The organism is Klebsiella sp. JB_Kp031 (assembly GCF_040064295.1).
In the GTDB taxonomy this organism is placed as follows: Bacteria; Pseudomonadota; Gammaproteobacteria; order Enterobacterales; family Enterobacteriaceae; genus Klebsiella; species Klebsiella quasipneumoniae.
The window spans coordinates 1-23,829 of record NZ_JBEAJW010000001.1 but is presented as its reverse complement, the minus strand read 5'-3'; the positions used below and the strand labels follow the sequence as shown (position 1 = coordinate 23,829).

At 63.0% G+C, this 23,829-nt stretch carries 19 protein-coding genes; 14 read left to right on the top strand and 5 right to left on the bottom strand.

Annotated elements, in window-relative coordinates:
• Positions 1–36 precede the first annotated feature (36 nt).
• Positions 37–1,116, top strand: a complete 1,080-nt coding sequence (locus ABLV64_RS00095; protein WP_004202498.1) for an efflux RND transporter periplasmic adaptor subunit — start codon at positions 37–39, stop codon at positions 1,114–1,116.
• A 13-nt stretch (positions 1,117–1,129) separates the two neighbouring features.
• On the top strand, positions 1,130–4,222 hold the full coding sequence (locus tag ABLV64_RS00090) for an efflux RND transporter permease subunit (protein ID WP_222689977.1): 3,093 nt from the start codon (positions 1,130–1,132) through the stop codon (positions 4,220–4,222).
• 348 nt (positions 4,223–4,570) lie between these two features.
• Here the strand turns inward: ABLV64_RS00090 and ABLV64_RS00085 are convergent, their stop codons facing one another.
• Positions 4,571–5,290 (bottom strand): phosphodiester glycosidase family protein, encoded by a 720-nt coding sequence (locus ABLV64_RS00085; protein WP_004202500.1) that lies wholly within the window; start codon positions 5,288–5,290, stop codon positions 4,571–4,573.
• A 47-nt stretch (positions 5,291–5,337) separates the two neighbouring features.
• A complete protein-coding gene (locus tag ABLV64_RS00080) occupies positions 5,338–6,453 on the bottom strand; it encodes a YbdK family carboxylate-amine ligase (RefSeq protein ID WP_348843415.1) in 1,116 nt (371 codons plus the stop codon).
• A 326-nt stretch (positions 6,454–6,779) separates the two neighbouring features.
• Here ABLV64_RS00080 and ABLV64_RS00075 point away from each other — a divergent pair, with 326 nt between their 5' ends.
• From ABLV64_RS00075 to ABLV64_RS00050, 6 genes are all read left to right on the top strand, one after another.
• Entirely contained in the window at positions 6,780–8,447 is a 1,668-nt protein-coding gene (locus tag ABLV64_RS00075) for an ABC transporter substrate-binding protein (protein ID WP_017899018.1), read from the top strand.
• An 18-nt stretch (positions 8,448–8,465) separates the two neighbouring features.
• Entirely contained in the window at positions 8,466–9,419 is a 954-nt protein-coding gene (locus ABLV64_RS00070) for an ABC transporter permease (protein WP_004202505.1), read from the top strand.
• A gap of 2 nt (positions 9,420–9,421) precedes the next feature.
• A complete protein-coding gene (locus tag ABLV64_RS00065) occupies positions 9,422–10,315 on the top strand; it encodes an ABC transporter permease (protein ID WP_004202507.1) in 894 nt (297 codons plus the stop codon).
• Positions 10,316–10,318: 3 nt separating this feature from the next.
• Positions 10,319–11,356 (top strand): ABC transporter ATP-binding protein, encoded by a 1,038-nt coding sequence (locus tag ABLV64_RS00060; protein ID WP_017899021.1) that lies wholly within the window; start codon positions 10,319–10,321, stop codon positions 11,354–11,356.
• Entirely contained in the window at positions 11,346–12,356 is a 1,011-nt protein-coding gene (locus tag ABLV64_RS00055) for an ABC transporter ATP-binding protein (protein ID WP_017899022.1), read from the top strand. The genes ABLV64_RS00060 and ABLV64_RS00055 overlap by 11 nt, the downstream gene beginning before the upstream one ends.
• Positions 12,357–12,450: 94 nt before the next feature.
• Positions 12,451–13,719: a Zn-dependent hydrolase gene (locus ABLV64_RS00050; protein ID WP_032455679.1), complete on the top strand. Its 1,269-nt coding sequence runs from the start codon at positions 12,451–12,453 to the stop codon at positions 13,717–13,719.
• A 106-nt stretch (positions 13,720–13,825) separates the two neighbouring features.
• Here the strand turns inward: ABLV64_RS00050 and ABLV64_RS00045 are convergent, their stop codons facing one another.
• Positions 13,826–14,734 carry a DMT family transporter gene (locus tag ABLV64_RS00045; protein WP_004885616.1) on the bottom strand — a complete coding sequence of 303 codons (909 nt, stop codon included), beginning with the start codon at positions 14,732–14,734 and terminating at the stop codon, positions 13,826–13,828.
• A gap of 124 nt (positions 14,735–14,858) precedes the next feature.
• On the opposite strand from ABLV64_RS00045, the gene ABLV64_RS00040 reads away from it, so the two are divergent.
• A complete protein-coding gene (locus tag ABLV64_RS00040) occupies positions 14,859–16,193 on the top strand; it encodes a PLP-dependent aminotransferase family protein (protein ID WP_064150524.1) in 1,335 nt (444 codons plus the stop codon).
• Here the strand turns inward: ABLV64_RS00040 and ABLV64_RS00035 are convergent.
• Positions 16,190–17,653, bottom strand: coding sequence for a PLP-dependent aminotransferase family protein (locus tag ABLV64_RS00035; protein WP_048323295.1), 1,464 nt, complete (start codon positions 17,651–17,653; stop codon positions 16,190–16,192). The genes ABLV64_RS00040 and ABLV64_RS00035 overlap by 4 nt on opposite strands.
• Before the next feature lie 240 nt (positions 17,654–17,893).
• Here ABLV64_RS00035 and ABLV64_RS00030 point away from each other — a divergent pair, with 240 nt between their 5' ends.
• From ABLV64_RS00030 to ABLV64_RS00015, 4 genes are read left to right on the top strand one after another with little or no spacing between them, the layout of a single operon-like run.
• Complete coding sequence (locus ABLV64_RS00030) at positions 17,894–18,745, top strand: transporter substrate-binding domain-containing protein (RefSeq protein WP_023319919.1); 852 nt, start codon at positions 17,894–17,896, stop codon at positions 18,743–18,745.
• A gap of 47 nt (positions 18,746–18,792) precedes the next feature.
• Positions 18,793–19,434: an amino acid ABC transporter permease gene (locus ABLV64_RS00025; protein ID WP_002893187.1), complete on the top strand. Its 642-nt coding sequence runs from the start codon at positions 18,793–18,795 to the stop codon at positions 19,432–19,434.
• A 14-nt stretch (positions 19,435–19,448) separates the two neighbouring features.
• Positions 19,449–20,114, top strand: coding sequence for an ABC transporter permease subunit (locus ABLV64_RS00020; protein ID WP_004885631.1), 666 nt, complete (start codon positions 19,449–19,451; stop codon positions 20,112–20,114).
• Positions 20,107–20,868, top strand: coding sequence for an amino acid ABC transporter ATP-binding protein (locus tag ABLV64_RS00015; protein ID WP_004885633.1), 762 nt, complete (start codon positions 20,107–20,109; stop codon positions 20,866–20,868). Before ABLV64_RS00020 ends, ABLV64_RS00015 begins: the two co-directional genes overlap by 8 nt.
• A 52-nt stretch (positions 20,869–20,920) precedes the next feature.
• Here the strand turns inward: ABLV64_RS00015 and ABLV64_RS00010 are convergent, their stop codons facing one another.
• The gene (locus ABLV64_RS00010; RefSeq protein ID WP_004885636.1) at positions 20,921–21,685 is read right to left on the bottom strand and encodes an SDR family NAD(P)-dependent oxidoreductase; all 765 of its coding nucleotides are present in this window, start codon (positions 21,683–21,685) and stop codon (positions 20,921–20,923) included.
• A gap of 180 nt (positions 21,686–21,865) precedes the next feature.
• Between ABLV64_RS00010 and ABLV64_RS00005 the strand changes: the two genes are divergently transcribed.
• The gene (locus tag ABLV64_RS00005; protein WP_288466948.1) at positions 21,866–23,203 is read left to right on the top strand and encodes an aspartate aminotransferase family protein; all 1,338 of its coding nucleotides are present in this window, start codon (positions 21,866–21,868) and stop codon (positions 23,201–23,203) included.
• The last annotated feature ends 626 nt before the right edge of the window (positions 23,204–23,829 follow it).

Genomic DNA, 23,829 nt, shown 5'->3' with positions numbered 1-23,829 from the left:
CGCCGCAGGCGCGCGTTACTGTCGCAAGGATCCCCTATGATTAAAACCTTCCGCTTTGCGCTGCTGGCTAGCGCCCTGGCCAGCAGCGCCCTGACGGCCACCGCCGCGCCGGCGGTGCCGGTCCGCGTCGCCACGGCCGAACTGGCTCCTCATGCTGAAGAACGCGCCATCCCCGGACGGGTCGAGGCAATCCGCGCCGTCGACATTCGCGCGCGCACCGAAGGGGTGATTGTTCAGCGCCACTTCCAGGACGGGCAGTATGTGACCGAGGGCGACCTGCTGTTTACCCTCGACGACGCACAGCCCCGCGCGGCGCTGGCCCTGGCGCAGGCCGAGCTGAAAAGCGCAGAGGCCTCATTACGCCAGTCGCAACAGCTGCTCACTCGCTACGAGCGACTCATCAACAACCACTCCATCAGCCGCAACGACGTCGACACAGCCCGGATGCAGCGCGACGTCGCCGCCGCCGCCGTGCAGCAGGCGAAAGCCCGCGTCGAGGCCCAGCAGATTGTGCTCAGTTATACCCGGATTGCGGCGCCGGTGACCGGACGGGTGGGCCACAGCGCCTTTCACGTCGGGACGCTGATTAACCCATCCAGCGGAGTGCTGGTGGACATTGTGCAGCTGGATCCGGTGCGGGTCTCGTTCGCCCTCGACGAAGCCGCGTTTTTCAGCAAAACCGGCCAGCATGCCGACATCCACGCTCTGAAGCAGGCGTGGCTGGCGCAGATTGACGTGGATGGCAAACGGCGCGATGGGGTGTTGACCTCCATCGATAACCGGATTGACGCCCGCACCGGCAGCGTGGCGGTGCGGGCGGAGTTCGCCAATCCGCAGCACCGTCTGCTGCCGGGCGGCAGCGTAACAATCCTGTTCCGTCCGCAGGAGCTGCAGTCACGGGTGATGATCCCGGCCGCCGCCGTGCAGCAGGATCCGCAGGGCTTTTTCAGCTGGGTGCTGAAGCCGGACCATACCGCCGGGCAGCGTCGTCTGACCCTCGCCGGGCAGCAGGGGCAGCAGTTTGCGGTTGAGAAAGGGCTGCAGGCGGGCGAGCAGGTGATCACCGACGGCGCGCAGCGTTTACGCGAAGGCGCCGCGGTACAGGTGCTGAACTAAGTAAGGAGAAGGGATGCTGACCTTTTTTATCCGTCGTCCGCGATTTGCCATGGTGATCGCGCTGCTGCTGACCTTTGTCGGCGCGGTGTCGCTGAAGCTGATCCCGGTGGAGCAGTACCCGGCGATCACGCCTCCGGTGGTGAACGTTACCGCCAGCTGGCCAGGCGCCAGCGCGTCAGACGTGGCGGAGGCTATCGCCGCCCCGCTGGAGACCCAGCTCAACGGCGTCGATCATATGCTGTATATGGAGTCCACCAGCTCGGATGAGGGAACGTACCGCCTGAGTATCACCTTCGCGGCGGGCACCGATGCCGACCTGGCGGCGATCGACGTGCAAAACCGGGTGTCGCAGGCGCTGGCGCAGCTCCCGGCGGAGGTGCAGCAGAATGGGGTCCAGGTACGCAAGCGCGCCAGCAACCTGCTGATGGGGGTAAGCCTTTATTCGCCGCTGGGCACGCTGTCGCCGCTGTTTGTCAGTAACTACGCCAGCACCCAGGTGCGCGAGGCGCTGGCGCGCCTGCCCGGCGTCGGTGAGGTGCAGATGTTTGGCGCCCGGGATTACAGTATGCGCATCTGGCTGCGTCCGGACCGCATGAACGCCCTCAACATCACCACGGATGACGTTGCCCAGGCGCTGCGCGAGCAGAATGTGCAGGGCGCGGCGGGGCAGGTGGGCACCCCGCCGGTATTCAACGGCCAGCAGCAGACGCTGACCATCAACGGGCTGGGGCGTCTGAACGAGGCGGCCAGCTTTGGCGAGATTATCCTCCGTCGCGGCGCGCAGGGACAGCTGGTGCGCCTCACCGACGTGGCGACCATCGAGCTGGGCGCCCGCAGCTACAGCTCCGGCGCGCAGCTGAACGGTAAAGCGTCGGCCTATCTGGGGATCTACCCGACGCCCACCGCCAATGCCCTGCAGGTCGCCAGCGCGGTGCGCGCTGAGCTTAACCGCCTGCATACCCGCTTTCCGGCGGATCTCACCTGGGAGGTGAAGTTCGATACCACCCGCTTTGTGGCGGCGACGATCAAAGAGATCGGCGTCTCGCTGGCGCTGACCCTGCTGGCGGTGGTCGTGGTGGTGTCGCTGTTCCTGCAGAGCTGGCGGGCGACGCTGATCGTAGTGCTGGCGATCCCGGTGTCACTGATCGGCACCTTTGCGGTGCTCTATCTGCTGGGCTACAGCGCCAACACCCTCAGCCTGTTCGCGATCATTCTCGCCCTGACGATGGTGGTGGATGACGCCATTGTGGTGGTGGAGAATGTGGAAACCAAAATGGCGGAAGGGCTGGATCGCCTGCAGGCCACCGCCCAGGCGCTGCGGCAGATCGCCGGGCCGGTGATCGCTACGACCCTGGTGCTGCTGGCGGTGTTTGTGCCGGTGGCGCTGCTCCCGGGGATCGTCGGCGAGCTGTACCGGCAGTTTGCCGTGACGCTCTCCACCGCGGTGGCCCTGTCGAGCCTGGTGGCGTTAACCCTGACCCCGGCCCTCTGCGCGCTACTGCTGCGCCCGCGTCCCGCCCGGCCGGCGGCGGTGTGGCGGGCGTTTAACCGTCTCCTCGACGGCACCCGCGACGGCTATGGCCGGCTGGTTGGCTGGATGAACCGCCGCCCCTGGCTGGCGCTGGCGGCGACGGTCGCGGCGGGCGCGCTGGTGGCGTTCAGCTTTAGCTCAATGCCGAAAGGCTTCCTGCCGCAGGAGGATCAGGGCTACCTGTTTGCCAGCGTGCAGCTGCCGGAAGCGGCGTCGCTGGAGCGCACCGAAGCGGTGATGGCCCAGGCGCGCAAGCTGCTGACGGCTAATCCGGCGGTGGAGGATGTGATTCAGGTGTCCGGCTTTAACATTCTCAACGGCACCAGCGCCGCTAACGGCGGGTTTATCTCAGTGATGCTCAAGGACTGGCATCAGCGGCCGCCGCTGGATACGGTGATGGCGGATATCCAGCGCCAGCTGCTGTCGCTGCCGGAGGCGACGATCATGACCTTCGCGCCGCCGACCCTGCCGGGCCTGGGCAATGCCTCGGGATTTGACCTGCGCATCCTGGCGCAGGCCGGTCAGTCGTCGGCGGAGCTGGAGCAGGTGACGCGGGAGATCCTTCAACTGGCGAACCAGCATCCGCAGCTGAGCCGGGTGTTTACCACCTGGAGCAGCAACGTGCCGCAGCTGACCCTGACGGTCGACCGCGATCGGGCGGCGCTGCTGGATGTGCCGGTGGCGCAGATCTTCAGCAGCCTGCAGACGGCGTTCGGCGGCACGCGCGCCGGTGATTTCAGCCTTAACAACCGTGTCTATCATGTGGTGATGCAAAATGAGATGCAGTGGCGCGAGCGGGCTGAGCAGATTAGCGAGCTGTACGTCCGCAGCCGCGACGGCGAGCGGGTGCGGCTGAGCAATCTGGTCACCATTACGCCGACGGTGGGGGCGCCGTTTATTCAGCAGTACAACCAGTTCCCGTCCGTGTCGGTGAGCGGTTCAGCGGCCGAGGGGGTCAGCAGCCGTACGGCGATGGCGGCTATGGAGCAGATTCTGCAGGCCCATCTGCCGCCGGGGTATGACTACGCCTGGAGCGGCATCTCCTGGCAGGAGCAGCAGACCGGCAATCAGGCGGTGTGGATCGTGCTGGCGGCGGTGGCGATGGCGTGGCTGTTCCTGGTGGCGCAGTATGAGAGCTGGACGCTGCCGGCGAGCGTCATGCTTTCGGTGCTGTTCGCCATCGGCGGAGCGCTGCTCTGGCTGTGGACGGCGGGCTATGCCAACGATGTGTATGTCCAGATAGGACTGGTGCTGCTGATCGCCCTGGCGGCGAAGAATGCGATTCTGATCGTTGAGTTTGCCCGCAGCCGGCGCGAAGAGGGATTGTCGATAGTCGACGCCGCGCGCGAGGGCGCCACCCGCCGCTTCCGCGCGGTGATGATGACCGCGGTGTCGTTTATTATCGGCATCATGCCGATGATGCTCGCTACCGGCGCCGGGGCGCAGAGCCGGCGGATCATCGGCACCACGGTGTTCAGCGGAATGCTGGTGGCGACGATGGTTGGCATCCTGTTTATTCCTTCGCTGTATGTTCTGTTTCAGCGTATGCGCGAGTGGGCACATCGGCGGGGGTAAGCGCGGCGTTACCGGTCGGTAACGGGGATACTCCAGGCTGCAACGACTACCGGGCGGTCCCCTCTCCCTTAGGGAGAGGGGGAGGGTGAGGGGGGGTTTTGCGTTCACGTTGCGTTTGGGCGTGAGCCCCGCCTTATCTGCCGACCTCCGGTTAGCCGATTTCAGCGGGAATCGGCCCTGCTGCACGCCCGTAGATTTCAGGGGCCATATCATAGCGAACAGACTCTGTAGGCCCGGTAAGCGCAGCGCCACCGGGCAAGGACATCGGGCACGGCGGCAATACCTTGCCCGGCCTGCCGTTAATTTATTCACTCTCCTGGCTGGAATGGCCGCCCCCAAACGCGCCCGCTATTTCCTCTCCACCGTTATCATGGTCACGAACGGATGATATTGCCACGGCACGCTGCCGCCTTTGCGGTACATCTTCGACAGGGTGCCGTCGAGATAAAGCATCTGCCGCACCCCAAGCTTTGACTGCGCATAGCAGGCAAAATCATAGAAGTTGGTCTCGCGATCGCTGAGCATAAACACCACCCGGCCTTGCTTATCGATGCCAACCCCGTTGCGCAGTTTGCGCGAGCTGGCGGAGGGCTTCAGCCGCCAGTTGATGACGCCATTCTCAATCAGCATCGGGCCGGACTGCACCGCATAGCGGATGGCGGGAGAGCGTTTGTACGCCGGCAGCGGCACGATTTTTGCCCGGCCGTTCTCCACCAGGAATACGCCGCCGGGGCGGATAAAGAAGTTCCCGCCGCCGGCGGAGCGGTTTACCGGCGTCAGGCGTTTGCCGTCTTCGATATACAGCCCCAGCGGCGCGTAGGCCTTATCGTAAATGCCGCCGTTCATCGCCATCTGCACCCGGCCATCGCCATCGATACCCGCCAGCAGCGAACGCAGGGAACCCCAGGCTTTACCGTGCCGATCCAGCCAGTACATTGCAATGCGCTCTTTCTGCGCATCCACCCGATAGCTCTGCAGGGTTAGCGTCGGGTCGGTGAGGGTACAGGCGGCGCTGGCGACGGCGGCCAGGGGCAGCAGCGCCAGGGGGAGCAGGCAGCGTAATAACATGGGCAATCCTTTCTATGGTCTGCGCCGAGTATACCCGCCTCGCTGTCTTATGCCGCCCAAATCTCACAGTGTTTTTGCACCAGCCCGGAAAGCGAACCGCCGTTGGCGATAAACTCGCGCATCTGCTGCGCCTCGCTGTGCGGCGATTTCGCCTGGCGAACGACCGCCTCCAGCGCCGCCGTCGCCTTCAGCTGATGGGCGAAAGGAGCCAGCCGGTCGGCGAGCTGCAGGATCTCCTGGCGGATGCTGCGCTGCTCCCCGCTGCGCACGTCGGTAAGGGTCCCGTCCAGCCCGTAGCGGCAGGCCTGATAGCGGTTAAAAGGGTACAGCAGATAATCATCAGGCTGGTGCTTAAAGGGGCGCTCCGTCAACAGCCAGCAGGCCAGGGTCTGTATAAAGCCGGCGATATGGATCGCCTGGGCGAGGGTCAGGGGAGTGTCCATCACCCGCACCTCGACGGTCCCAAACTGCGGGCTGGGGCGAATATCCCAGTGCAGATCTTTCATGCTGTCGATCATGCTGGTGTAGCTCAGCTGGCGGAACAGGCGACGAAACCCCTGCCAGTCGGCCACCCACGGCATCGGACCGTTGTCGGGATAAGAGGAGAAGCGGTTGAGGCGCGAACAGGCGAAGCGGCTGTCGGTGCTGTCGAACCACGGCGAGGCGGCGTTGAGGGCGATGAAGTGCGGCACAAAGCGCGACAAGCCGTGCAGCAGATAGATGGCGTCGTCGCCGCTCTGGCAGCCGACGTGCACATGCTGGCCAAAGACCGTCGCCTGCTGCGCCAGATAGCCAAAATGCTCGACGGTTTTGACATAGCGCGGATTGTCGCTGATCTGCTGGCGCTGCCAGGCATGAAAGGGGTGGGAACCCCCGCCGCAGATCTGCAGATGATTATGCAGCGCCGCGCGCTGGACCGCCTGCTGGATGGCGCTGAGCTGGATTTGCGCATGGCTGATGTCGCGGCACACCCCGGTGGCGATCTCCAGCATGCTCTCGGTGATATCGTGCTTGGCTTCTCCCACGGTCAGCTCATGCTGGACGTCGGCAATCAGCGTCGAGGCATCCTGGCTGAGGTCGTAACCCGGCGGGTTAACCACCTGCAGCTCCAGTTCGATACCGAGGGTAAAAGGATCGGAGCGGTGAAAATCGGCTAAAGGCATAGTCTCTCCCGGTCGATGTGTTCCCTGAAGTATAGAAGGGATTGATCCCGACGGAGAATACGCCGCGGCGGAGGACGGGGATGAATAAAAAAGTGACGCAGAGTGATTATTTGAAATTTGCCATATAGCGACTGGTGCAATTCTGCAACATATTTCCCGCTGGCGGTGCGACGGAATAAGGTGCAATTATTTTCCCATAATTATCATGGTGATAATATAAGTCCTTCTTATTTTATCGGTCGGTTTCGGCCTATTTCCGCCCGCGCAAGAGCTGGTACGCATTTTGCCTGTTAATTCGTGACACTTTATTTAACAGGGATCATGTGATGCACAAAACAACGTTATTTTCGCGTGCCGGTCGTCTCGCCGTGGCGGTGAGCGGCGCACTGGCCCTGGCGGGCGCCGCCTTACCTGCCAACGCCTCCACGCTGCGGATCGCCATGACCGCCGCGGATATTCCGTTAACCCTCGGCCAGCCGGATCAGGGCTATGAGGGCAACCGCTTTACCGGCATCCCGCTGTATGACGCGCTGGTGGAGTGGGATCTGTCGCAAGGTGAAAAGCCCAGCGGTCTGGTGCCGGGGCTGGCGACCGAGTGGCACATCGATCCGCAGAACACCAGCCGCTGGATTTTCACCCTGCGTCCGGGGGTGAAGTTTCATGATGGGACGGAGGTGAACGCCGACGCCATCGTCTGGAACGTGGATAAGGTGCTCAATAAAGCAGCGCCGCAGTACGCCCCGGGGCAGATCGGCAACACCCTGTCGCGGATGCCGACCCTCACCGGCGCGGAGAAAATTGACGACCACACTGTGGCGCTGACCACCTCGGAACCGGACGCGCTGCTGCCGTACAACATCACCAACCTGTTTATTGTCTCGCCCACGGCGTGGCAGAAGCAGTATGACGCGGTGCCGGCCAGCGCGGGGGATAGCGCCGCGCGCAGCAAACAGGCGTGGACCGTCTTCGCCGCCCATGCGGTGGGCAGCGGCCCGTTCAAACTGGAGAAGCTGGTGCCGCGGCAGCAGCTGATCCTCGCGAAAAACCCCGACTACTGGAACAAAGATCGCATTCCCCGGGTGGATAAGGTGGTGCTGATCCCTTTGCCGGAGGCCAACGCCCGCACCGCGGCGCTGCTGTCGAAGCAGGTGGACTGGATTGAAGCCCCGGCGCCGGACGCCATCGATCAGATCAAGTCTCAGGGTTTTCACCTTTACGCCAACACCCAGCCGCACCTGTGGCCCTGGCAGTTCTCCTTTGAAAAAGGATCGCCGTGGCAGGACATTCGGGTGCGCAAAGCGGCCAACCTGTGTCTGAACCGCGCCGAGCTGAAGAGCTACCTCGGCGGCTACATGACCGAGGCCACCGGGGTCTACGAGGCCGACAGCCCGTGGCATGGCAAACCCACCTTCCAGATCAAATATGACCCGGACGCCGCCCGTCAGCTGATGACCGAGGCTGGATACAGCGCCGGCAAGCCGCTGCACGTCACGGTGGCCACCTCGGCCTCCGGCTCAGGGCAGATGCAGCCCTTGCCAATGAACGAGTATATCCAGCAGAGCCTGAAGAGCTGCTTCTTCAATGTGGATATTAAAGTGGTGGAATGGAACACCCTGTTCACCAACTGGCGCCTGGGCGCCCGGGATCCCTCGGCAAAAGGGATCGACGCGATCAACGTCAGCGCCGCGGTCAATGATCCCTATTTTGGCCTGATCCGCTTCTCGACCGCCAAAGCGTTTCCGCCGGTGGCGACTAACTGGGGCTACTTCGCCACTCCGGAGACGGAAAAACTCGCCGCCGCCGTCAAGCACGCCTTTACCCCGGAAGCGATGAATAAAGCCGCCGGCGATCTGCACGCCGCGCTGGTGGATCAGGTGCCGTTCCTGTTTGTCGCCCACGACGTCGGGCCGCGCGCGATTTCGCCCGCGGTGACCGGAGTGGTGCAACCGCAGAGCTGGTTTATCGACCTCAGCCTGGTGAGCAAAAAAGAGTAATCGCGAAAGGGGCAACCGATGATCAATACGCTGCTATACCGCATTCTGCTGGCTATCCCCACCATGCTTGGGGTGGCGGTGATCTGTTTCATGCTGGTGCAGATCGCGCCGGGCGACCCGCTGGTGTCGGTGATGCCGCCGGACGCCTCGGAGGCGCTGCGCCAGACGCTGATGCAGGCCTACGGCTTTGATAAGCCGCTGCCTCTGCAGTTTATCCACTGGCTGTGGCGGGCACTGCACGGCGACCTCGGTATGTCGGTCGCCACCGGCCGCCCGGTGATAGACGAGGTGATGACCGCAGTGGCTTACTCCCTGCGCCTGGCGCTGCTGGCGACGGCGATCGGCTTCGTCCTCGGCAGCCTGTTTGGCTTTGTCGCCGGCTATTTTCGCAACAGCGTCATTGACCGTCTGGCCTCGGTGTTGTCGGTGTTTGGCGTCAGCGTGCCGCATTACTGGCTGGGGATGCTGTTGGTGATCCTCTGCAGCGTCAAGTTCGCGCTGCTGCCGGCCACCGGCGGCGGGCCGATAGGCGAGGTGGGCTGGCAATGGGACTGGGCGCACCTGCAGTTCATGCTGCTGCCGGCCATCACGCTGTCGGTGATCCCGACCGGGATTATCGCCCGCACCGTGCGCTCGCAGGTAGCCGATATCCTCAGCCAGGAGTTTATCGTTGGCCTGCGCGCCCGCGGCCTTAACGAATCGCGCATCTTTGTCCACGTCATGAAAAATGCCGCGCCAACCGCGCTGGCGGTGATGGGGCTGCAGGTGGGCTATCTGATGGGCGGCTCGATCCTCGTGGAGACTGTCTTCTCCTGGCCGGGGACCGGGCTGCTGCTCAACACCGCCATTTTTCAGCGCGACCTGCCCCTGCTGCAGGGCACCATCTGGGTGCTGGCGCTGTTTTTCGTGTTGCTCAACCTGTTGGTGGATATTCTGCAGACCACCCTCGACCCGCGCATTAAGAGGAGCTGACCATGGTGGATACGGCAACGACGAAAGCGGTCCCGGCCGCGCCGGCCAACGCTTCCCGGCAAGGTTACTGGCGCGGCGTGCTGCGCCGCTTACTGCGCGATCCCGGCGGCGTGGTGGTGGGGGTAGTGATCCTCCTGCTGCTGGCCCTGGCGCTGTTAGGGCCATGGCTTATCGTCGAAGACCCCTATCAAACGTCGATGTTCCTGCGCCTGAAGCCCATCGGCAGCGACGGCTTCCCGCTGGGCTCTGATGAGCTGGGGCGCGACATGCTGTCGCGACTGATCCTCGGCACCCGGCTGTCGCTGTTTATGGGGATTGTCCCGGTGGTGTTCGCCTTTTTTATCGGCGGCGCCATCGGGATCATCGCCGGCTACATGGGCGGCAAAATCAATACCGTGATTATGCGCACCGTGGATGTGTTCTATGCCTTTCCCTCGGTCCTGCTGGCGATTGCGCTGTCGGGGGCGCTGGGGGCGGGCATCGGCAATGCGCTGCTGTCGCTGACCCTGGTGTTTGTCCCGCAGGTGGCGCGGATTGCCGAGAGCGTGACCGCCCAGGTACGGCATATGGACTATATCGACGCCGCCCGGGCCACCGGCGCCAGCGCATTGACCATTATCCGCGTCCAGGTGCTGGGTAACGTGCTCGGGCCGATCTTCGTCTTCTCCACCGGGCTGATTTCGGTGTGCATGATCCTCGCCTCCGGCCTGTCGTTTCTCGGCCTCGGCGTGCGGCCGCCGGAGCCCGAGTGGGGGCTGATGCTCAATACCCTGCGCACGGCAATCTATACCCAGCCGTGGGTGGCCGCCCTGCCGGGCCTGATGATTTTTATCACCTCCATTTCGTTCAATATCCTCGCGGACCGCCTGCGTGCGGCAATGGCGATTAAGGAGTAAGCGATGCAACCCTTTATCAATATCGATCTCGGCGGGCCGGCGCAGCCGCTGCTGAAGGTCAATCATCTGCTGAAGTACTTCCGCGGCGGCAAAGGCCGGGAGGTGGTCCAGGCGGTGGACGATATCAGCTTCACGGTGATGAAAGGTGAAACCCTGGGGGTGGTCGGCGAGTCGGGCTGCGGCAAATCGACCACCGCCCGACTGCTGATGCAGCTGCTCACCCAGGACAGCGGCGAACTGATCTTCGACGGGCTGGAGGTTGGCTCGTCGCGTCTGCCCATGAAAGCCTACCGTCGCCAGGTGCAGATGGTTTTCCAGGATAGCTATGCCTCGCTCAATCCGCGCATGACCATGGAGGAGAGCATCGCCTTCGGCCAGCGCGTCCACGGCGTCAGCGCCAGAGAGGCCAGCGAATACGCCCGCTATCTGCTGGCGCACGTCGGCCTTGAACCGGCGCGCTTTGCCGACCGCTACCCGCATGCGCTCTCCGGCGGCCAGCGGCAGCGGGTGAATATCGCCCGCGCGCTGGCGATGAAGCCGCGGCTGGTCATTCTTGATGAGGCGGTGTCGGCGCTGGATAAATCGGTGGAAGCCCAGGTGCTGCAGCTGCTGCAGGAGCTAAAACGCACCCTCGAGCTGACCTATGTGTTTATCAGCCACGATCTGCACGTGGTTCGCTGGCTGTCGGATCGGATCCTCGTTATGTACCTTGGCGAAGTGGTAGAGATCGGCCCGGCGGAGCAGCTGTTTACCGCCTCCGCCCACCCCTATACCCGGGCGCTGTTAAGCTCCATGCCCTCCATGGACCCGGAACACCGCACCCTGACCTCGCCGCTGAGCGGCGATCCCCCCAGCCCCATCGCGCCGCCGAGCGGCTGTCGCTTTCACACCCGCTGCCCGCATGCGAAGGCGGTCTGCGCCGAAGTGAAACCGCGGCTGGAGGCGGTCGGGGAGGGGCACCAGAGCGCCTGCCTGATGGCGCAGCCGGCCTCGCTCTGGCATCAGAGCATCCCCCTTAAGGAGGTCAGCCATGTCGGATAACGCCTTTGTCCATGTGCGCGACCTGCGGGTCGTCTTTCGCCGCGACGGGCAGACCATCAACGCGGTCAACGGGGTCTCCTTTGACGTACAAAAGGGGGAGGTGATGGCGCTGATTGGCGAGTCGGGTTCCGGCAAGAGCGTGACCCTGCGGGCGCTGATGCGCCTGCACCCGCCGGGGAGCAGTGAGCTCTCCGGCACCCTGCGGGTGGGTGACGACGCGGTGCTGACGATGAGCGCCAGCCAGCTGCGGCGCTACCGCGGCGGGCGCTGCGCGATGATTTTTCAGGAGCCGCTACTGGCCTTCGACCCGGTCTACACCGTTGGGCAGCAGATTATTGAAGGGCTGCGTCGCCACGAAGGGCTGTCGCGCCAGGCGGCCCGGGACAGGGCACTGGAGGCCCTGCGCCAGGTGCGCATTCCCAGCCCCGAGCGGCGGCTGGACGCTTACCCGCACGAGATGTCCGGCGGGATGCGCCAGCGGGCGATGATCGCCCTCGCGCTCTCCTGTAACCCGCAGCTGCTGCTGGCGGATGAGCCGACCACCGCCCTCGACGCCACGGTGCAAATCCAGATCCTGATCCTGCTGCGCGAGCAGCAAAAGCAGCGCGGGCTGTCGATCGTGTTTGTGACCCACGACATCGGCGCCGCGGTGGAGATCGCCGACCGGGTGGCGGTGATGTACGCCGGGCGGATCGTCGAGGAGGCTTCTATGAGTGAGATCCTGCGCCACCCACGCCATCCTTATACCCGGGTGCTGCTGGGCAGCCGGCCGAAAGAGGGGCTTAAGAAAGGCGATGCCCTGCACTGCATTCCCGGCGCGCCGCCGGATCTGGCGCGCTTGCCGCCCGGCTGCGCCTTTGCCGAGCGCTGCCCGCACCGTCGCCCGGTCTGCGAGCAGAGCCTGCCGCCGACGGAATCCGTCGCGGAGCGCCATGCGGTGAGTTGCCACCGCTGGCGCGAGCTGGCGATTGACGCCAACGCGCAGGCCCTGGCCGTCTGACCGGCGGCAACACACCACGATGAAGACCAGGCGCTGATGCCTTTTTTCCCACCGCCGGTTGCGCTGGCGGCGACCTTGATGTCAGGAGACCACCATGAGCTGTGATGTACTTTTTACCCCCGCCACCGACACCACCGGCTGGCGCATCAATGGCGACCGCCTGTGGGCGTCGTTAATGGATCTCGCGCAGATCGGCGCCACGCCGAAGGGTGGCTGCCGCCGTCTGACCCTCACCGACCTCGACCGTCAGGGGCGGGACCGGGTGATTGGCTGGGCGCGGGAGGCCGGGATGAGCGTCACCATCGATAAAATCGGCAATGTGTTTATGCGTCGGGAAGGGCGCAACCCCAGCCTGCCGCCCATCGTCTCTGGCAGCCATATCGACACCCAGCCCACCGGCGGCAAATTTGACGGCAACTACGGCGTGCTGGCGGCGCTGGAGGTGGTGCGCACGCTCAACGATCTGCAGATTGCCACCGAGGCGCCGATTGAGGTGGTGTTCTGGACCAACGAAGAGGGGTCGCGCTTTGTGCCGGTGATGATGGGCTCCGGGGTCTTTGCCGGGGTCTTCCCGCTGGAGGAGACCTGGGCCGTCACGGATAAAGAGGGCGTCAGCGTCGGCGAGGCGCTGGCGCAGATCGGCTATATCGGCGAGCAGACCCCGGGAGAGCATCCCGTAGGCGCCTATTTTGAGGCGCACATTGAGCAGGGGCCGATTCTCGAAGATGAAGCGAAAACCATCGGTATCGTGCAGGGCGTGCTGGGGATCCGCTGGTACGACTGCGTGGTGACCGGTCAGGCGTCGCATGCCGGGCCCACGCCGATGCGCCTGCGTCAGGATGCCCTGCAGGTGGCGACCCGCATTATGCAGGAGGTGGTAGCCATTGCCGGACGCAGCGAAGAGGGACGCGGCACCGTCGGCAGCGTGCAGGTGTGGCCCAACAGCCGCAACGTGGTGCCCGGAGAGGTCACCTTCTCCATTGATATGCGCAATCTCAGCGATGCGCTGGTGGATGAAATGGATCGCCAGCTGCGGGCGTTTATCGCGGAGGTTGAGCGGGAAAGCGGTCTGCAGGTGGCCCTGAAGCAGGTGAGCCACTATCCGGCGGCGCCCTTCGATGGCGAATGCCAGCAGGCCATTGCCGATGCCGCGCAGCGGCTGGGCTACCCGGCGCGGCCGATCGTCTCCGGCGCCGGGCATGACGCAGTGTATATGAGTTACCTGGCGCCGACCGGGATGATTTTTATCCCCTGCAAGGATGGGATCAGCCATAACGAAATGGAGTATGCCTCGCCGGAGCACGTCGCCGCCGGCGCCAACGTGCTGCTGCAGGTGATGCTCCAGTACGCGCGGCCGCTGTAGGCGGTCGCCCTCCCCGGCGGGGCGACCTGTTTCCAGCCGTTTGTCATGTGGTAGCCCGGGTCAGCGGTTACGCCGCCGAAACCCGGGACGGCGGATGTAGGGGCGGTCAATCACTGCTCCTGCTCTCTGCGCTAACCCGCCGGCGGCCACATTTGCGCGAGCCCACCACGCACAGCACCACGCCGAGGGTAACCGCCAGCATCAAGGGGCTGACGGTTTCGTGCAACAGCGCCGCCGACAGGCCAAGCCCGAAGAACGGCTGCAATAGCTGGAGCTGGCCGACGGCGGCGATCCCGCCCGCGGCCAGCCCTTTGTACCAGAAGATAAAACCGATCAGCATACTGAAGAGCGACACATAGCCGAGTGCGGCCCAGGATAAGGCCGATATGGCATGCCAGGACGCAGGCTGAACCATCAGCGAGGCGGGGAGCATCAACGGCAGGGCAATCACCAGCGCCCAGCAGATCACCTGCCAGCCGCCGAGCTCCCGCGTCAGCTTCGCCCCTTCCGCATAGCCGAGGCCGCAGGCGATAACCGCCGCCAGCATCAGCAGATCGCCGCTGAGCGACGTCGCCGCGCTTTGCGTCAGGGCGAATCCCATCACCAGCAGACTGCCCAGCAGCGAAAAGATCCAGAAAGCGCGCTGCGGACGCTCGCCGCCGCGCAGCACGCCAAAAATAGCGGTCATCAGCGGCAGCAGACCAATAAACACAATCGAATGCGCCGAGGTGATGCGCTGCAGGGCCAGCGCCGTGAGCAGGGGAAAGCCGATCACCACCCCTAATGAGATGATGATCAGGGGGACAAGCTGCACCAGGCGCGGGCGTTTCTGGCGAAAGCCGACCAGCAGGGCGACGGCAAGCAGCCCGGCGATGGAGGCGCGCAGAAAGGTCAATAACAACGGATCCATATCCTGCACCGCCAGCCGCGTCGCGGGCAGGGAACCGCTAAAAATAATCACCCCCAGTAAACCATGAAACCATCCGGACCAGGGACCGGGCGCCGATTTATCCAATATTGAATCTACCACGTTAACCTCGCGTTATCTGATTGGGCTGCGCCCGCTTGAGCATCGTCAGTGGCGATGGTAATGTGGCCAATCTGATACAATCAAATTATTGTCATAGATACATTTCACGATGAAAGCTCGATACAAAGCCGTTGTCGACCGATACGCGCAGGCGATCCGCAGCGGGCAGCTGCCCGCCGGCAGCCGTCTGCCAACTCACCGTACCCTTGCCGCCGATGAACGCCTCTCGCTGGCCACCGCCACCCGCGTCTACCGTGAACTGGAAGAGATGGGGCTGGTTAGCGGCGAAACCGGCCGCGGCACCTTCGTGCGCGACCTCGCGCTGCCGCCGGGGCATGGGGTCGATCAGCAGGTGGTGGCCGCTGACGTCGTGGATCTTAACTTCAACTACCCTTCGCTGCCGGCGCAGGGCGATGCGCTGCGCGAGGCGCTCAGGCAGCTGGCGATGGCGGGCGATATTGATTCGCATCTGCGCTATCAGCCTCACGCCGGGCGGCTCGCCGAGCGGGACATTATCGCCCGCCATTTGACCTGCCGACACTTTGCGCCGGCCGCGGAAAATGTCCTGATCGTTAACGGCGCACAGCACGGGCTGGCGGTGACCGTTATGGGGCTGTTACGTCCGGGCGATGTGGTGGCGGTTGATGCTCTGACCTATTCGGGCTTCAAGGTTCTGGCGGCGCTCTATCATCTGGAGCTGGCGGCCATCCCCTGTGGGGCCGAGGGGCCGGACCTGCAGGTGCTTCATGCGCTGTGCCAGCAGCGGCGAGTGCGGGCGGTGTATACCATGCCGACGCTGCACAATCCGCTGGGCTGGGTGCTCAACGCCGGGCAGCGGCAGGCGCTGGCCGACCTCGCGCGCCAGCACGATCTGCTGATTATTGAAGATGCGGCTTACGCCAGGCTGGTGAGCCGCCCGCCGCCGCCGGTGGTCAGCTATGCGCCGGAAAGAACGGTGTATGTCACCGGATTTTCGAAAAATATCGCCACCGGGCTGCGCGTGGGGGTGGTGATTTCTCCGCCGCGCTATCGGCCGGAGATTGAGCGCGCCATCCGGGCCACGACGTGGAATACGCCGACGCTGATAAGTTCGCTGATTTGCGCCTGGATTGAAGATGGCACGGTGGCCCGCTTTGAAACACAGAAACGCCAGGATGCGCGACAGCGGCAGCAGGTGGCCCGCGAGGTGCTTTGTGGGCTTCCCGTCGTCAGTCATCCCGATTCGTACTTCGTCTGGCTGCCTCTGGGGGAAGAGAGCCGGGCCGATCGGCTGGCGAACGCGCTGATGGAACGGCGTATTTCGGTGTCGACCGCCGAGCCGTTCTGCGTCTCCGCCACGATTCCACAGGCGCTGCGCGTTGCGCTCGGATCGGTGCCTTTCGACAGTCTGCGCCCGGCGATGCTCAGCGTGCGCGATGCCGTTGAGTACGAACAATTTCGCTAACCCATCTGCTCCAGCTGGCCGCGCAGGACCTCCACCCCCTGGGCGATGGCGTCGGGGTTAATGGCGTGGAAACCCATGCGAAAGTAGTTATCCGGCGGCGCGGCGCTGAGAAAATGGCGCGCCCCGGGCTCAATCAGCACGCCGGCGTGGGCGGCGCGCCAGGTGAGCTGCTGGGTGTTGATCTGCGCCGGGGTCTGCAGCCAGAAGGCATTAGCGTGTTCGCTCCCCGCCAGCGCGCGACAGGACGGCAGATAGCGCTGCAGGGCGGCGTGTAGACGCTCCCAGCGCTGGGCGGAGTCGTAGTGGTAGCGCCGCAGATGGGTTTCATAATGTCCCTGGGCGAGGAAATGGGCCATCTGGTACTGAATGTTGGTCGGCGGATGGCGATAGACCAACCGGCGCAGGGCGCGCGCCTCGTCGATCAGGTCCGGGTCGGCGACCATAAATCCCAGCCGCAGCCCCGGCGATAGCGCCTTTGACAGGCTGCTGACATACACCACCCGGCCGCTGCGGTCGCTGGCCTTCAGCGCCGGCAGCGGGTTGAGGGTAAAGTTACTTTCCGAGTCATAATCATCTTCAATGATCACCGCGTCATGGCGGGCGGCATGATCCAGCAGCTGGCGGCGGCGCGCGCTGCTCATTGCCACCCCGGTGGGCACCTGGTGGCCGGGGGTGACATAGTAGTAATCGCAGGGACGTTCGTTAAGCACGATCCCCTCTTCATCCACCGGGTGCGGCACCACCTCGGCGTCGGCGAGCAGAAAGGTGTTGATGGCTTCGCGAAAGCAGGGGTTTTCGACGCCAATGCGGGTGGTGGAGGAGAGCAGCAGCCGGGTCAGCAGGTAGAGGGCGTTTTGCGAGCCCAGGGTAATGAGAATTTCGTCCGGGGCGGCGACAATGCCGCGCTTGGGCAGCACCCGGGTGCGGATCTGCTCGATGAGCATCGGCACATCCTGGTCAATATGGTCGATGACCCACGCCGGGTCGCGCACCCCGCCGTGCAGCCAGTTCGCCGCCGAGCGCCAGGTGGCCAGCGGGAACTGCCGGGTATCGGGCTGGCCGTAGATAAACGGGTAGCGGTAGTGCATCCAGCCCGCCGGTTTGAGGATCGACTCCTGCTGGCTGGGGGTCATCTGCAGCCGGTCGCCCCAGCGTGGTGCAGCCGCTTCGCGCTGCGGTGCACTCTCGACCGCGGGCGGCGAAGCATCGTGATAGTCGGGGTGCAGGTAGTAACCACTTCGCGGGCGGCTAATCAGGTAGCCCTCGTTGACCAGGCTTTCGAACACCAGGGCGGTGGTGTTGCGCGAGACGCGCAGCTGGCTGGCCAGCTGGCGGCAGGAGGGGAGCGGGGTGTCGGCGGCGAAGATCCCGCTGAGAATGGCATTCACCAGCGTCTCTCGCACCTGTTCCTGCAAACCGCGGCCAGGCTCAAAATCAACGTGTAACAGGTGACGGATCATACGGGGCTCCTCTGGCAATAACGCATCGCGACCACCCGCTAAGCTCAGCAAATTCCATACCACCCTTCCGCCATCTGACACAGCGATGCGGCCCATCTGGCTCTATACGGAATTGCAAAACGCTCCCACATTAAAAACGCATTCAGCCGCCGTGGACCGGAACCTCCCGGCCTCTATTTTGCATAAACCTTTTCGCGTTCTGGAATGAACCCGTCTGGCCAATCCATCAGGGGTGAAATAATGAAAAAATCATTGGCATCAATATGTCTGAGCGCTGTATTAACGGTTGCTTTTTCTTATCACGCCGTCGCGGCCGATCTGCCGGAAATAGAAAAATCCGGCACCCTGAAAGTGGCGACGGAAGATGATTATGCGCCGTTTAACTTTATGAATAATGGCCAGGCCGATGGCTTTAACAAAGATATGCTTGAGGAGTTACGTAAATACGCCAAATTTCATGTCGACCAGAGCATATTACCGTGGACCGGATTATTAGCGGCTGTCTCCACCGGACAATACGATATGGCCTTAACCGGGGCGGTTATTACCGATGAGCGGCTGAAAGTCTTTGATTTCACCCCACCATGGGCCTCCGCGCAGCACTATTTCGTCAAACGCGCTGGCGATACCTCGCTAAATACCATTGCCGATCTCAGCGGCAAAAAAGTGGGCGTGCAGGCAGGCAGCGCGCTGCTGGCGCGTTTGCCGGAGCTGAAGGCGATGCTGGAGAAGACCGGCGGCAAGCTGGGACCGGTGGTGGAGTACCCCTCCTATCCGGAGGCCTACGCCGACCTGGCGAATAAGCGGCTGGATTACGTGATTAACGTGGTTATCTCGGTAAACGACCTGGCGAAAGCCAAACCGAAGGTCTTCGCCAAAGGGCTGGCCGTCTCCGGACCGGGCTATATGGCGTGGCCGATCCCGAAAAACTCGCCGCAGCTGCTGGCCTATATGACCAAGTTTATGAACCACATGAAGGAGACCGGCAAGCTCGCCGAGCTGCAGAAAAAATGGTTCGGCGAAACCTATGACAACCTGCCCACCGAGGCGATCACCAGCCCGGAACAGTTTCATAAGCTTGCCGGTCTGTAATGTTCCGCGGCGGGCGACCGCCGCCTGTTGCTGAGAAGGAGGGCCTCATGGATGCAATTTCCTGGCAGTTATTAATCGAAGGCGCATGGACGACCCTCTGGATTTCGGCCATCGCTATCGCCTTCGGGGTGGTGGCGGGGCTGCTGATCGCCCTGGTGCGGATGTTGCGTCTGCCGGTTATCGACCAGCTGCTGGTGGTCTATATCAGCCTGGCCCGCGCGACGCCGCTGGTGACGCTGGTGCTGTTTCTGTTTCTTTCGCTGCCCACGATGGGTATTAACCTCGACAAGAACGTGGCCGCGATTGTGGCGCTGACGCTCAACACGTCGGCGTTTAACGCTGAGATCTGGCGCAACGCCTTCCGTACCTTTCCGCGCGAACAGCGGGAGGCGGCGGAGTCGGTGGGAATGCGCCGCTGGACCTACTTCCGCTACATCATGCTGCCGCAGATGTGGATCGAGAGCCTGCCGGCGCTGGTCAATGAGATGTCGTTTTTGATCAAAGGTAGCCCGGCGATCGCCGTGATTGGCGTGGTGGATCTTACCCGGGTGACCAACCGTATCTCCTCGGTCACCTACGAGCCGCTGTCGCCGATCCTTGCCGCCGGCCTGCTGTATGTGGCGATCATCGGCTGTTTGTTGAAGCTGCAGGGGATCGCGGAACGGAAAGCCAGGCGCCTGGCGCGCTAGCAACGGGAGGTATTATGAATCAGTGGGGCGTTATCTGGTCGGTACGCGATAGCTTTATTGCCGGGTTATTCGCGACCCTCGAACTGTTTATTACCGCCGCCCTGGCGGCCCTTATTATCGGTATTGCGCTGTGCTATTTGAGTGAATATCAAAAGAAAGTCCTTAACCGGGTTATCATTGGCTTTGTCAGCCTGATGCGCGCGATCCCTTTTTTGATCCTCGCCTATCTGCTGTATTACGGACTGCCGCAGCTCGGTATTAGCATGGAGCCGTGGACCGCCGGTTTATTGGCCCTGATTATTTATCATGGCGCCTACTTCTTTGAAATATTGCGCAGCCAGCGGCGGGTATTTTCCGGCGGGTATATTGAAGCGGCGATTGCTCAGGGCTTTTCTCGCTATGCCATTTTTCGGCGGATTATTTTACCCAATATCGTCTCTTCCGCCTTACCGCTGATCGGCAATCAGCTGATTATCTGCCTGAAGGACACCGCTTTCCTGAGCATTATTACCGTTCAGGAGATCACCGCCGCCGCCAACAGCGTCCAGGCGACCTATTTTATTCCGTTTAACGCCTTTATCGTCGCCATTGGGCTTTACTGGGCGATCAGCATTCTGCTGGAACTGCTGATTAAGCGCCTGACCGCCTGGGGAGCCAAACGAGGAATGAGCCATGCCTGAGTCTATTGCCGTAAGCGTCAAAAACGTCTCCAAGCAGTTCGATAATGTGGAAGTCCTGCGGGATATTAACCTGACGGTGGAGAAGGGGACCGTGGTGAGTATTCTCGGCTCGTCCGGGTCGGGAAAATCCACCCTGCTGCGCTGTATGAACTGGCTGGAACAGCCGGACCGCGGTGAAATTCATATCGGCGGTCAGCGGCTGGGGATTGATGAACAGCGCGGCCGGGCGATGTCGCACCGCCAGCTGGCCAAAATCCGCGAGCGGGTGGGGATGGTGTTTCAGAGTTTTAACCTGTGGCCGCATCTGACCGTGCAGCAAAACGTCAGTGAGGCGCTGCTGCGCGTTAAGGGCATGAAACGAGACGAGGCTAAGGCCATGGCTATGCGGCAGCTGGAGAAAGTCGGCATGGCGCACAAAGCCGATGTCTACCCGATCACCCTCTCCGGCGGGCAGAAGCAGCGGGTGGCGATCGCCCGTTCGCTGGCGATGTCGCCAGAAGTCATCCTCTTCGATGAACCGACCTCGGCGCTGGATCCGGAGCTGGTGAACGAGGTGTTAGGAGTGATGAAAGCCCTTGCCGCCGAGGGCTACACCATGGTGGTGGTGACCCACGAGATGGATTTTGCCCGCCAGGTGTCCAATGAGGTGGTGTTTCTGGAGAAGGGGCTGCTGATTGAGAAGGCGCCGCCGGAGAAGTTCTTCACGCAACCTGACTCCGAACGCGTCAGGCAGTTTCTGCAAAGCAGCCGCTAGACCGGCCTGTCCCCCCTGCCGGCAACGCGGCAGGGGAAGCGTCGGGCTTCTCTTAATCCCGATCGATGGCGAACGGCTGCCACGCCTGACGCACCGGCATCACCTCTACCCGGTTAATGTTCATATGCGCCGGCAGCGTGGCGATATAAAACATCTGCTCGGCGATATCGCGCGCGCTCAGCGGCGTGGTGCCGCGATAGAGTTTATCCGATGCCGCCTGGTCGCCCTTAGTGCGCACCAGGGTAAATTCGGTCTCGGCAATCCCCGGCGCCAGATCGGTGACTCGCACGCCGGTGCCAAGCAGATCGCAGCGCAGGTTATAGCTGAACTGTTTCACGAAGGCCTTGCTGGCGCCATAGACATGGCTGCCGGGATAGGGCCACTGTCCGGCGATCGAGCCGATATTGATAATGCTCGCTCCGGCGCCATGGCGAATCAGCGTCGGCAGCAGGGCGTGGGTGACCGTCACCAGACCGGTGACGTTGGTGTCGATCATCGTTTTCCAGTCCTCCAGCGCCACCTCCTGCGCCGGCAGCGGCGACAGCGCCAGCCCGGCGTTGTTGATCAGGGTGGTGACATCGGCGAAATCGGCGGGCAGCGACGCCACGGCGGCAGCCACTGCCTCGCTGTCACGAACGTCAAGCTCAATAATATGCACCGGCACCTTAGCGGCGAGGCTGTCCTGTAAGGCCTTCAGTCGCGGATAGCGGCGCCCGCTCAACACCAGCGACCAGCCCGCGTCGGCAAACACCTGCGCTGCCGCTTCGCCAAAACCCGAGGTCGCCCCGGTGATAAACACTACGTTGCTCGTTGCCATCTCATTCTCCTGTGCGGTTGTCTCTTCACTATAAAAACGCCGGACGGCAAGGCACAGGGCCAGACGACGGGCGGGGATGTGACACCGTGTCACATCGTTTTGCGCGCACTGGCTCTATCCGATTTGCGCGGCCGCGGCCAATGATGAAGCCAACCACTACGACATGAGAGAGGGCAGGGTATGAAGCTGGCAATTCACAACGAGGTCGCGGTAAGCAATGACGAAGTTCGGCAATTGGATCGCGCCTATGTGTTTCATTCATGGTCGATGCAGGGCAATCTCAACCCGCTGGTCATCGCCGGGGCGCAAGGCTGCGAGCTGTGGGATTATGAGGGGAATACCTGGCTCGACTTCAGCAGCCAGCTGGTGAACGTCAACATAGGCTATCAACATCCCCGGGTGCTGGCGGCCATGAAGGCGCAGCTGGAGACCCTGGTCACCATCGCGCCCGCCACCGCCAACCTTGCCCGCGGCGAAGCGGCGAAGCGCATCGTCGACCTGGCACCGGCGGGCTTCAGCAAGGTGTTCTTCACCAACGCCGGGGCGGATGCCAATGAGAACGCGATTCGCATGGCGCGGCTCTATACCGGGCGCGACAAGGTGCTCTCGGCCTATCGTTCCTACCATGGCAACACCGGCAGCGCGATCGCCGCCACCGGCGACTGGCGCCGGGTGCCGAATGAGTTCTCCCGCGGCCATATACACTTCTTCAACCCCTACCTTTACCGCAGCGAGTTCAACGCCGCGACTGAGGAAGAGGAGTGCCAGCGCGCGCTGGCGCATCTGCGGCGGATCATTGAATGCGAGGGGCCGACGGCCATCGCGGCGATCCTGCTGGAGTCCATCCCCGGCACCGCCGGGATCCTCGTGCCGCCGGCAGGCTATATGCAGGGCGTGCGCGCTCTGGCCGACGAGTTTGGCATCGTGCTGATCCTCGATGAGGTGATGGCCGGCTTTGGCCGCACCGGCAGCTGGTTCGCCTTCGAACAGGATGGCGTGGTGCCGGATCTGGTGACCTTTGCCAAGGGGGTTAACGCCGGCTACGTGCCGGCGGGCGGGGTGCTGATTAGCGAGCCGATTGCCCGCTACTTTGACGACCACTTCTTTGCAGGGGGGCTGACCTACTCCGGCCATCCGCTGGCGATGGCGGCGATTGTCGCCACCATCGACGCGATGAAAGAGGAGAAGGTGGTTGAGAACGCGGCCTATATCGGCAATGAGGTGCTGCGACCCGGCCTCGAGGCGCTGGCGGAGAAGCACGCCATTATCGGCGAGGTGCGCGGTCGCGGCCTGTTCCAGGCGCTGGAGCTGGTAAGCAGCCGTAAACAAAAAACGCCGTTGACCGCCGCCGACATGGCCGCGATCAAAGGGGCCCTGACCGAGGCCGGGCTGCTGGTCTTTGTGGTGGAGAACCGCATTCACGTGGTGCCGCCGTGCACCATTACTGCTGAGCAGGTGGCGCAGGGGCTGGCGATTTTTGATGCGGTATTCGCCCGCTTTGCCAGCCTGGCGAAGTAGGGGAGGGGGCCGGATACTGTTGCCCGGCGGCGCTGCGTTTGCACGGGCCTACGGGGTATGATCCTGTGTGTGGATCCCGTAGGCCGGGTAAGGCGCAGCCGCCACCCGGCGAAATAACGTCACAACTGAATATTTCCCTGTTCGCGCTGCGTCTGGCAGGGCTACAGCTTCTGTGTTAATTCCGGGCAGATTGCGCTCCCAATATTTCTTCTGCGTTATGTCAATCATGGCGCAAGGAGCGCACAGGGGGCGGCCAGTCGCCGCCGCCCCCTGTACCCCCGGCCTTCCGGGAACGTCTCAGCGATTTTGAGGCCGCCAGCCCCGGCAGTTTCAGCAAGGCTGGTGAATAAATTAACGGCAGGTCGCACGAATCGTAGGTCGGGTAAGCGAAGCGCCACCCGACAAAGCAACGGCGCATCGGGCTAAGGCGCCGGGTGAGCGGGACAGGGTGCGCTCTGTTGCCCTCACCCCGGCCCTCTCCCACAGGGAGAGGGGGAAAACCGAGCCTCACTCCGGCCCTTCATACATAGGGATAGGGGGAAAACTGGCAGTTTCAGTCGCCGCAAGTGGGTAAATTAACGGCAGGTCGCACGAATCGTAGGTCGGGTAAGCGAAGCGCCACCCGA

Bases quoted from the DNA above. Each gene is read 5' to 3' on its own strand.
- ABLV64_RS00020 (WP_004885631.1), top strand. From the start codon at position 19,449: ATGAATCAGTGGGGCGTTATCTGGTCGGTACGCGATAGCTTTATTGCC.
- ABLV64_RS00080 (WP_348843415.1), bottom strand. From the start codon at position 6,453: ATGCCTTTAGCCGATTTTCACCGCTCCGATCCTTTTACCCTCGGTATC.
- ABLV64_RS00010 (WP_004885636.1), bottom strand. From the start codon at position 21,685: ATGGCAACGAGCAACGTAGTGTTTATCACCGGGGCGACCTCGGGTTTT.
- ABLV64_RS00015 (WP_004885633.1), top strand. From the start codon at position 20,107: ATGCCTGAGTCTATTGCCGTAAGCGTCAAAAACGTCTCCAAGCAGTTC.
- ABLV64_RS00060 (WP_017899021.1), top strand. From the start codon at position 10,319: ATGCAACCCTTTATCAATATCGATCTCGGCGGGCCGGCGCAGCCGCTG.
- ABLV64_RS00030 (WP_023319919.1), top strand. From the start codon at position 17,894: ATGAAAAAATCATTGGCATCAATATGTCTGAGCGCTGTATTAACGGTT.
- ABLV64_RS00070 (WP_004202505.1), top strand. From the start codon at position 8,466: ATGATCAATACGCTGCTATACCGCATTCTGCTGGCTATCCCCACCATG.
- ABLV64_RS00055 (WP_017899022.1), top strand. From the start codon at position 11,346: ATGTCGGATAACGCCTTTGTCCATGTGCGCGACCTGCGGGTCGTCTTT.
- ABLV64_RS00005 (WP_288466948.1), top strand. From the start codon at position 21,866: ATGAAGCTGGCAATTCACAACGAGGTCGCGGTAAGCAATGACGAAGTT.
- ABLV64_RS00085 (WP_004202500.1), bottom strand. From the start codon at position 5,290: ATGTTATTACGCTGCCTGCTCCCCCTGGCGCTGCTGCCCCTGGCCGCC.
- ABLV64_RS00065 (WP_004202507.1), top strand. From the start codon at position 9,422: ATGGTGGATACGGCAACGACGAAAGCGGTCCCGGCCGCGCCGGCCAAC.
- ABLV64_RS00090 (WP_222689977.1), top strand. From the start codon at position 1,130: ATGCTGACCTTTTTTATCCGTCGTCCGCGATTTGCCATGGTGATCGCG.
- ABLV64_RS00075 (WP_017899018.1), top strand. From the start codon at position 6,780: ATGCACAAAACAACGTTATTTTCGCGTGCCGGTCGTCTCGCCGTGGCG.
- ABLV64_RS00035 (WP_048323295.1), bottom strand. From the start codon at position 17,653: ATGATCCGTCACCTGTTACACGTTGATTTTGAGCCTGGCCGCGGTTTG.
- ABLV64_RS00095 (WP_004202498.1), top strand. From the start codon at position 37: ATGATTAAAACCTTCCGCTTTGCGCTGCTGGCTAGCGCCCTGGCCAGC.
- ABLV64_RS00050 (WP_032455679.1), top strand. From the start codon at position 12,451: ATGAGCTGTGATGTACTTTTTACCCCCGCCACCGACACCACCGGCTGG.
- ABLV64_RS00025 (WP_002893187.1), top strand. From the start codon at position 18,793: ATGGATGCAATTTCCTGGCAGTTATTAATCGAAGGCGCATGGACGACC.
- ABLV64_RS00040 (WP_064150524.1), top strand. From the start codon at position 14,859: ATGAAAGCTCGATACAAAGCCGTTGTCGACCGATACGCGCAGGCGATC.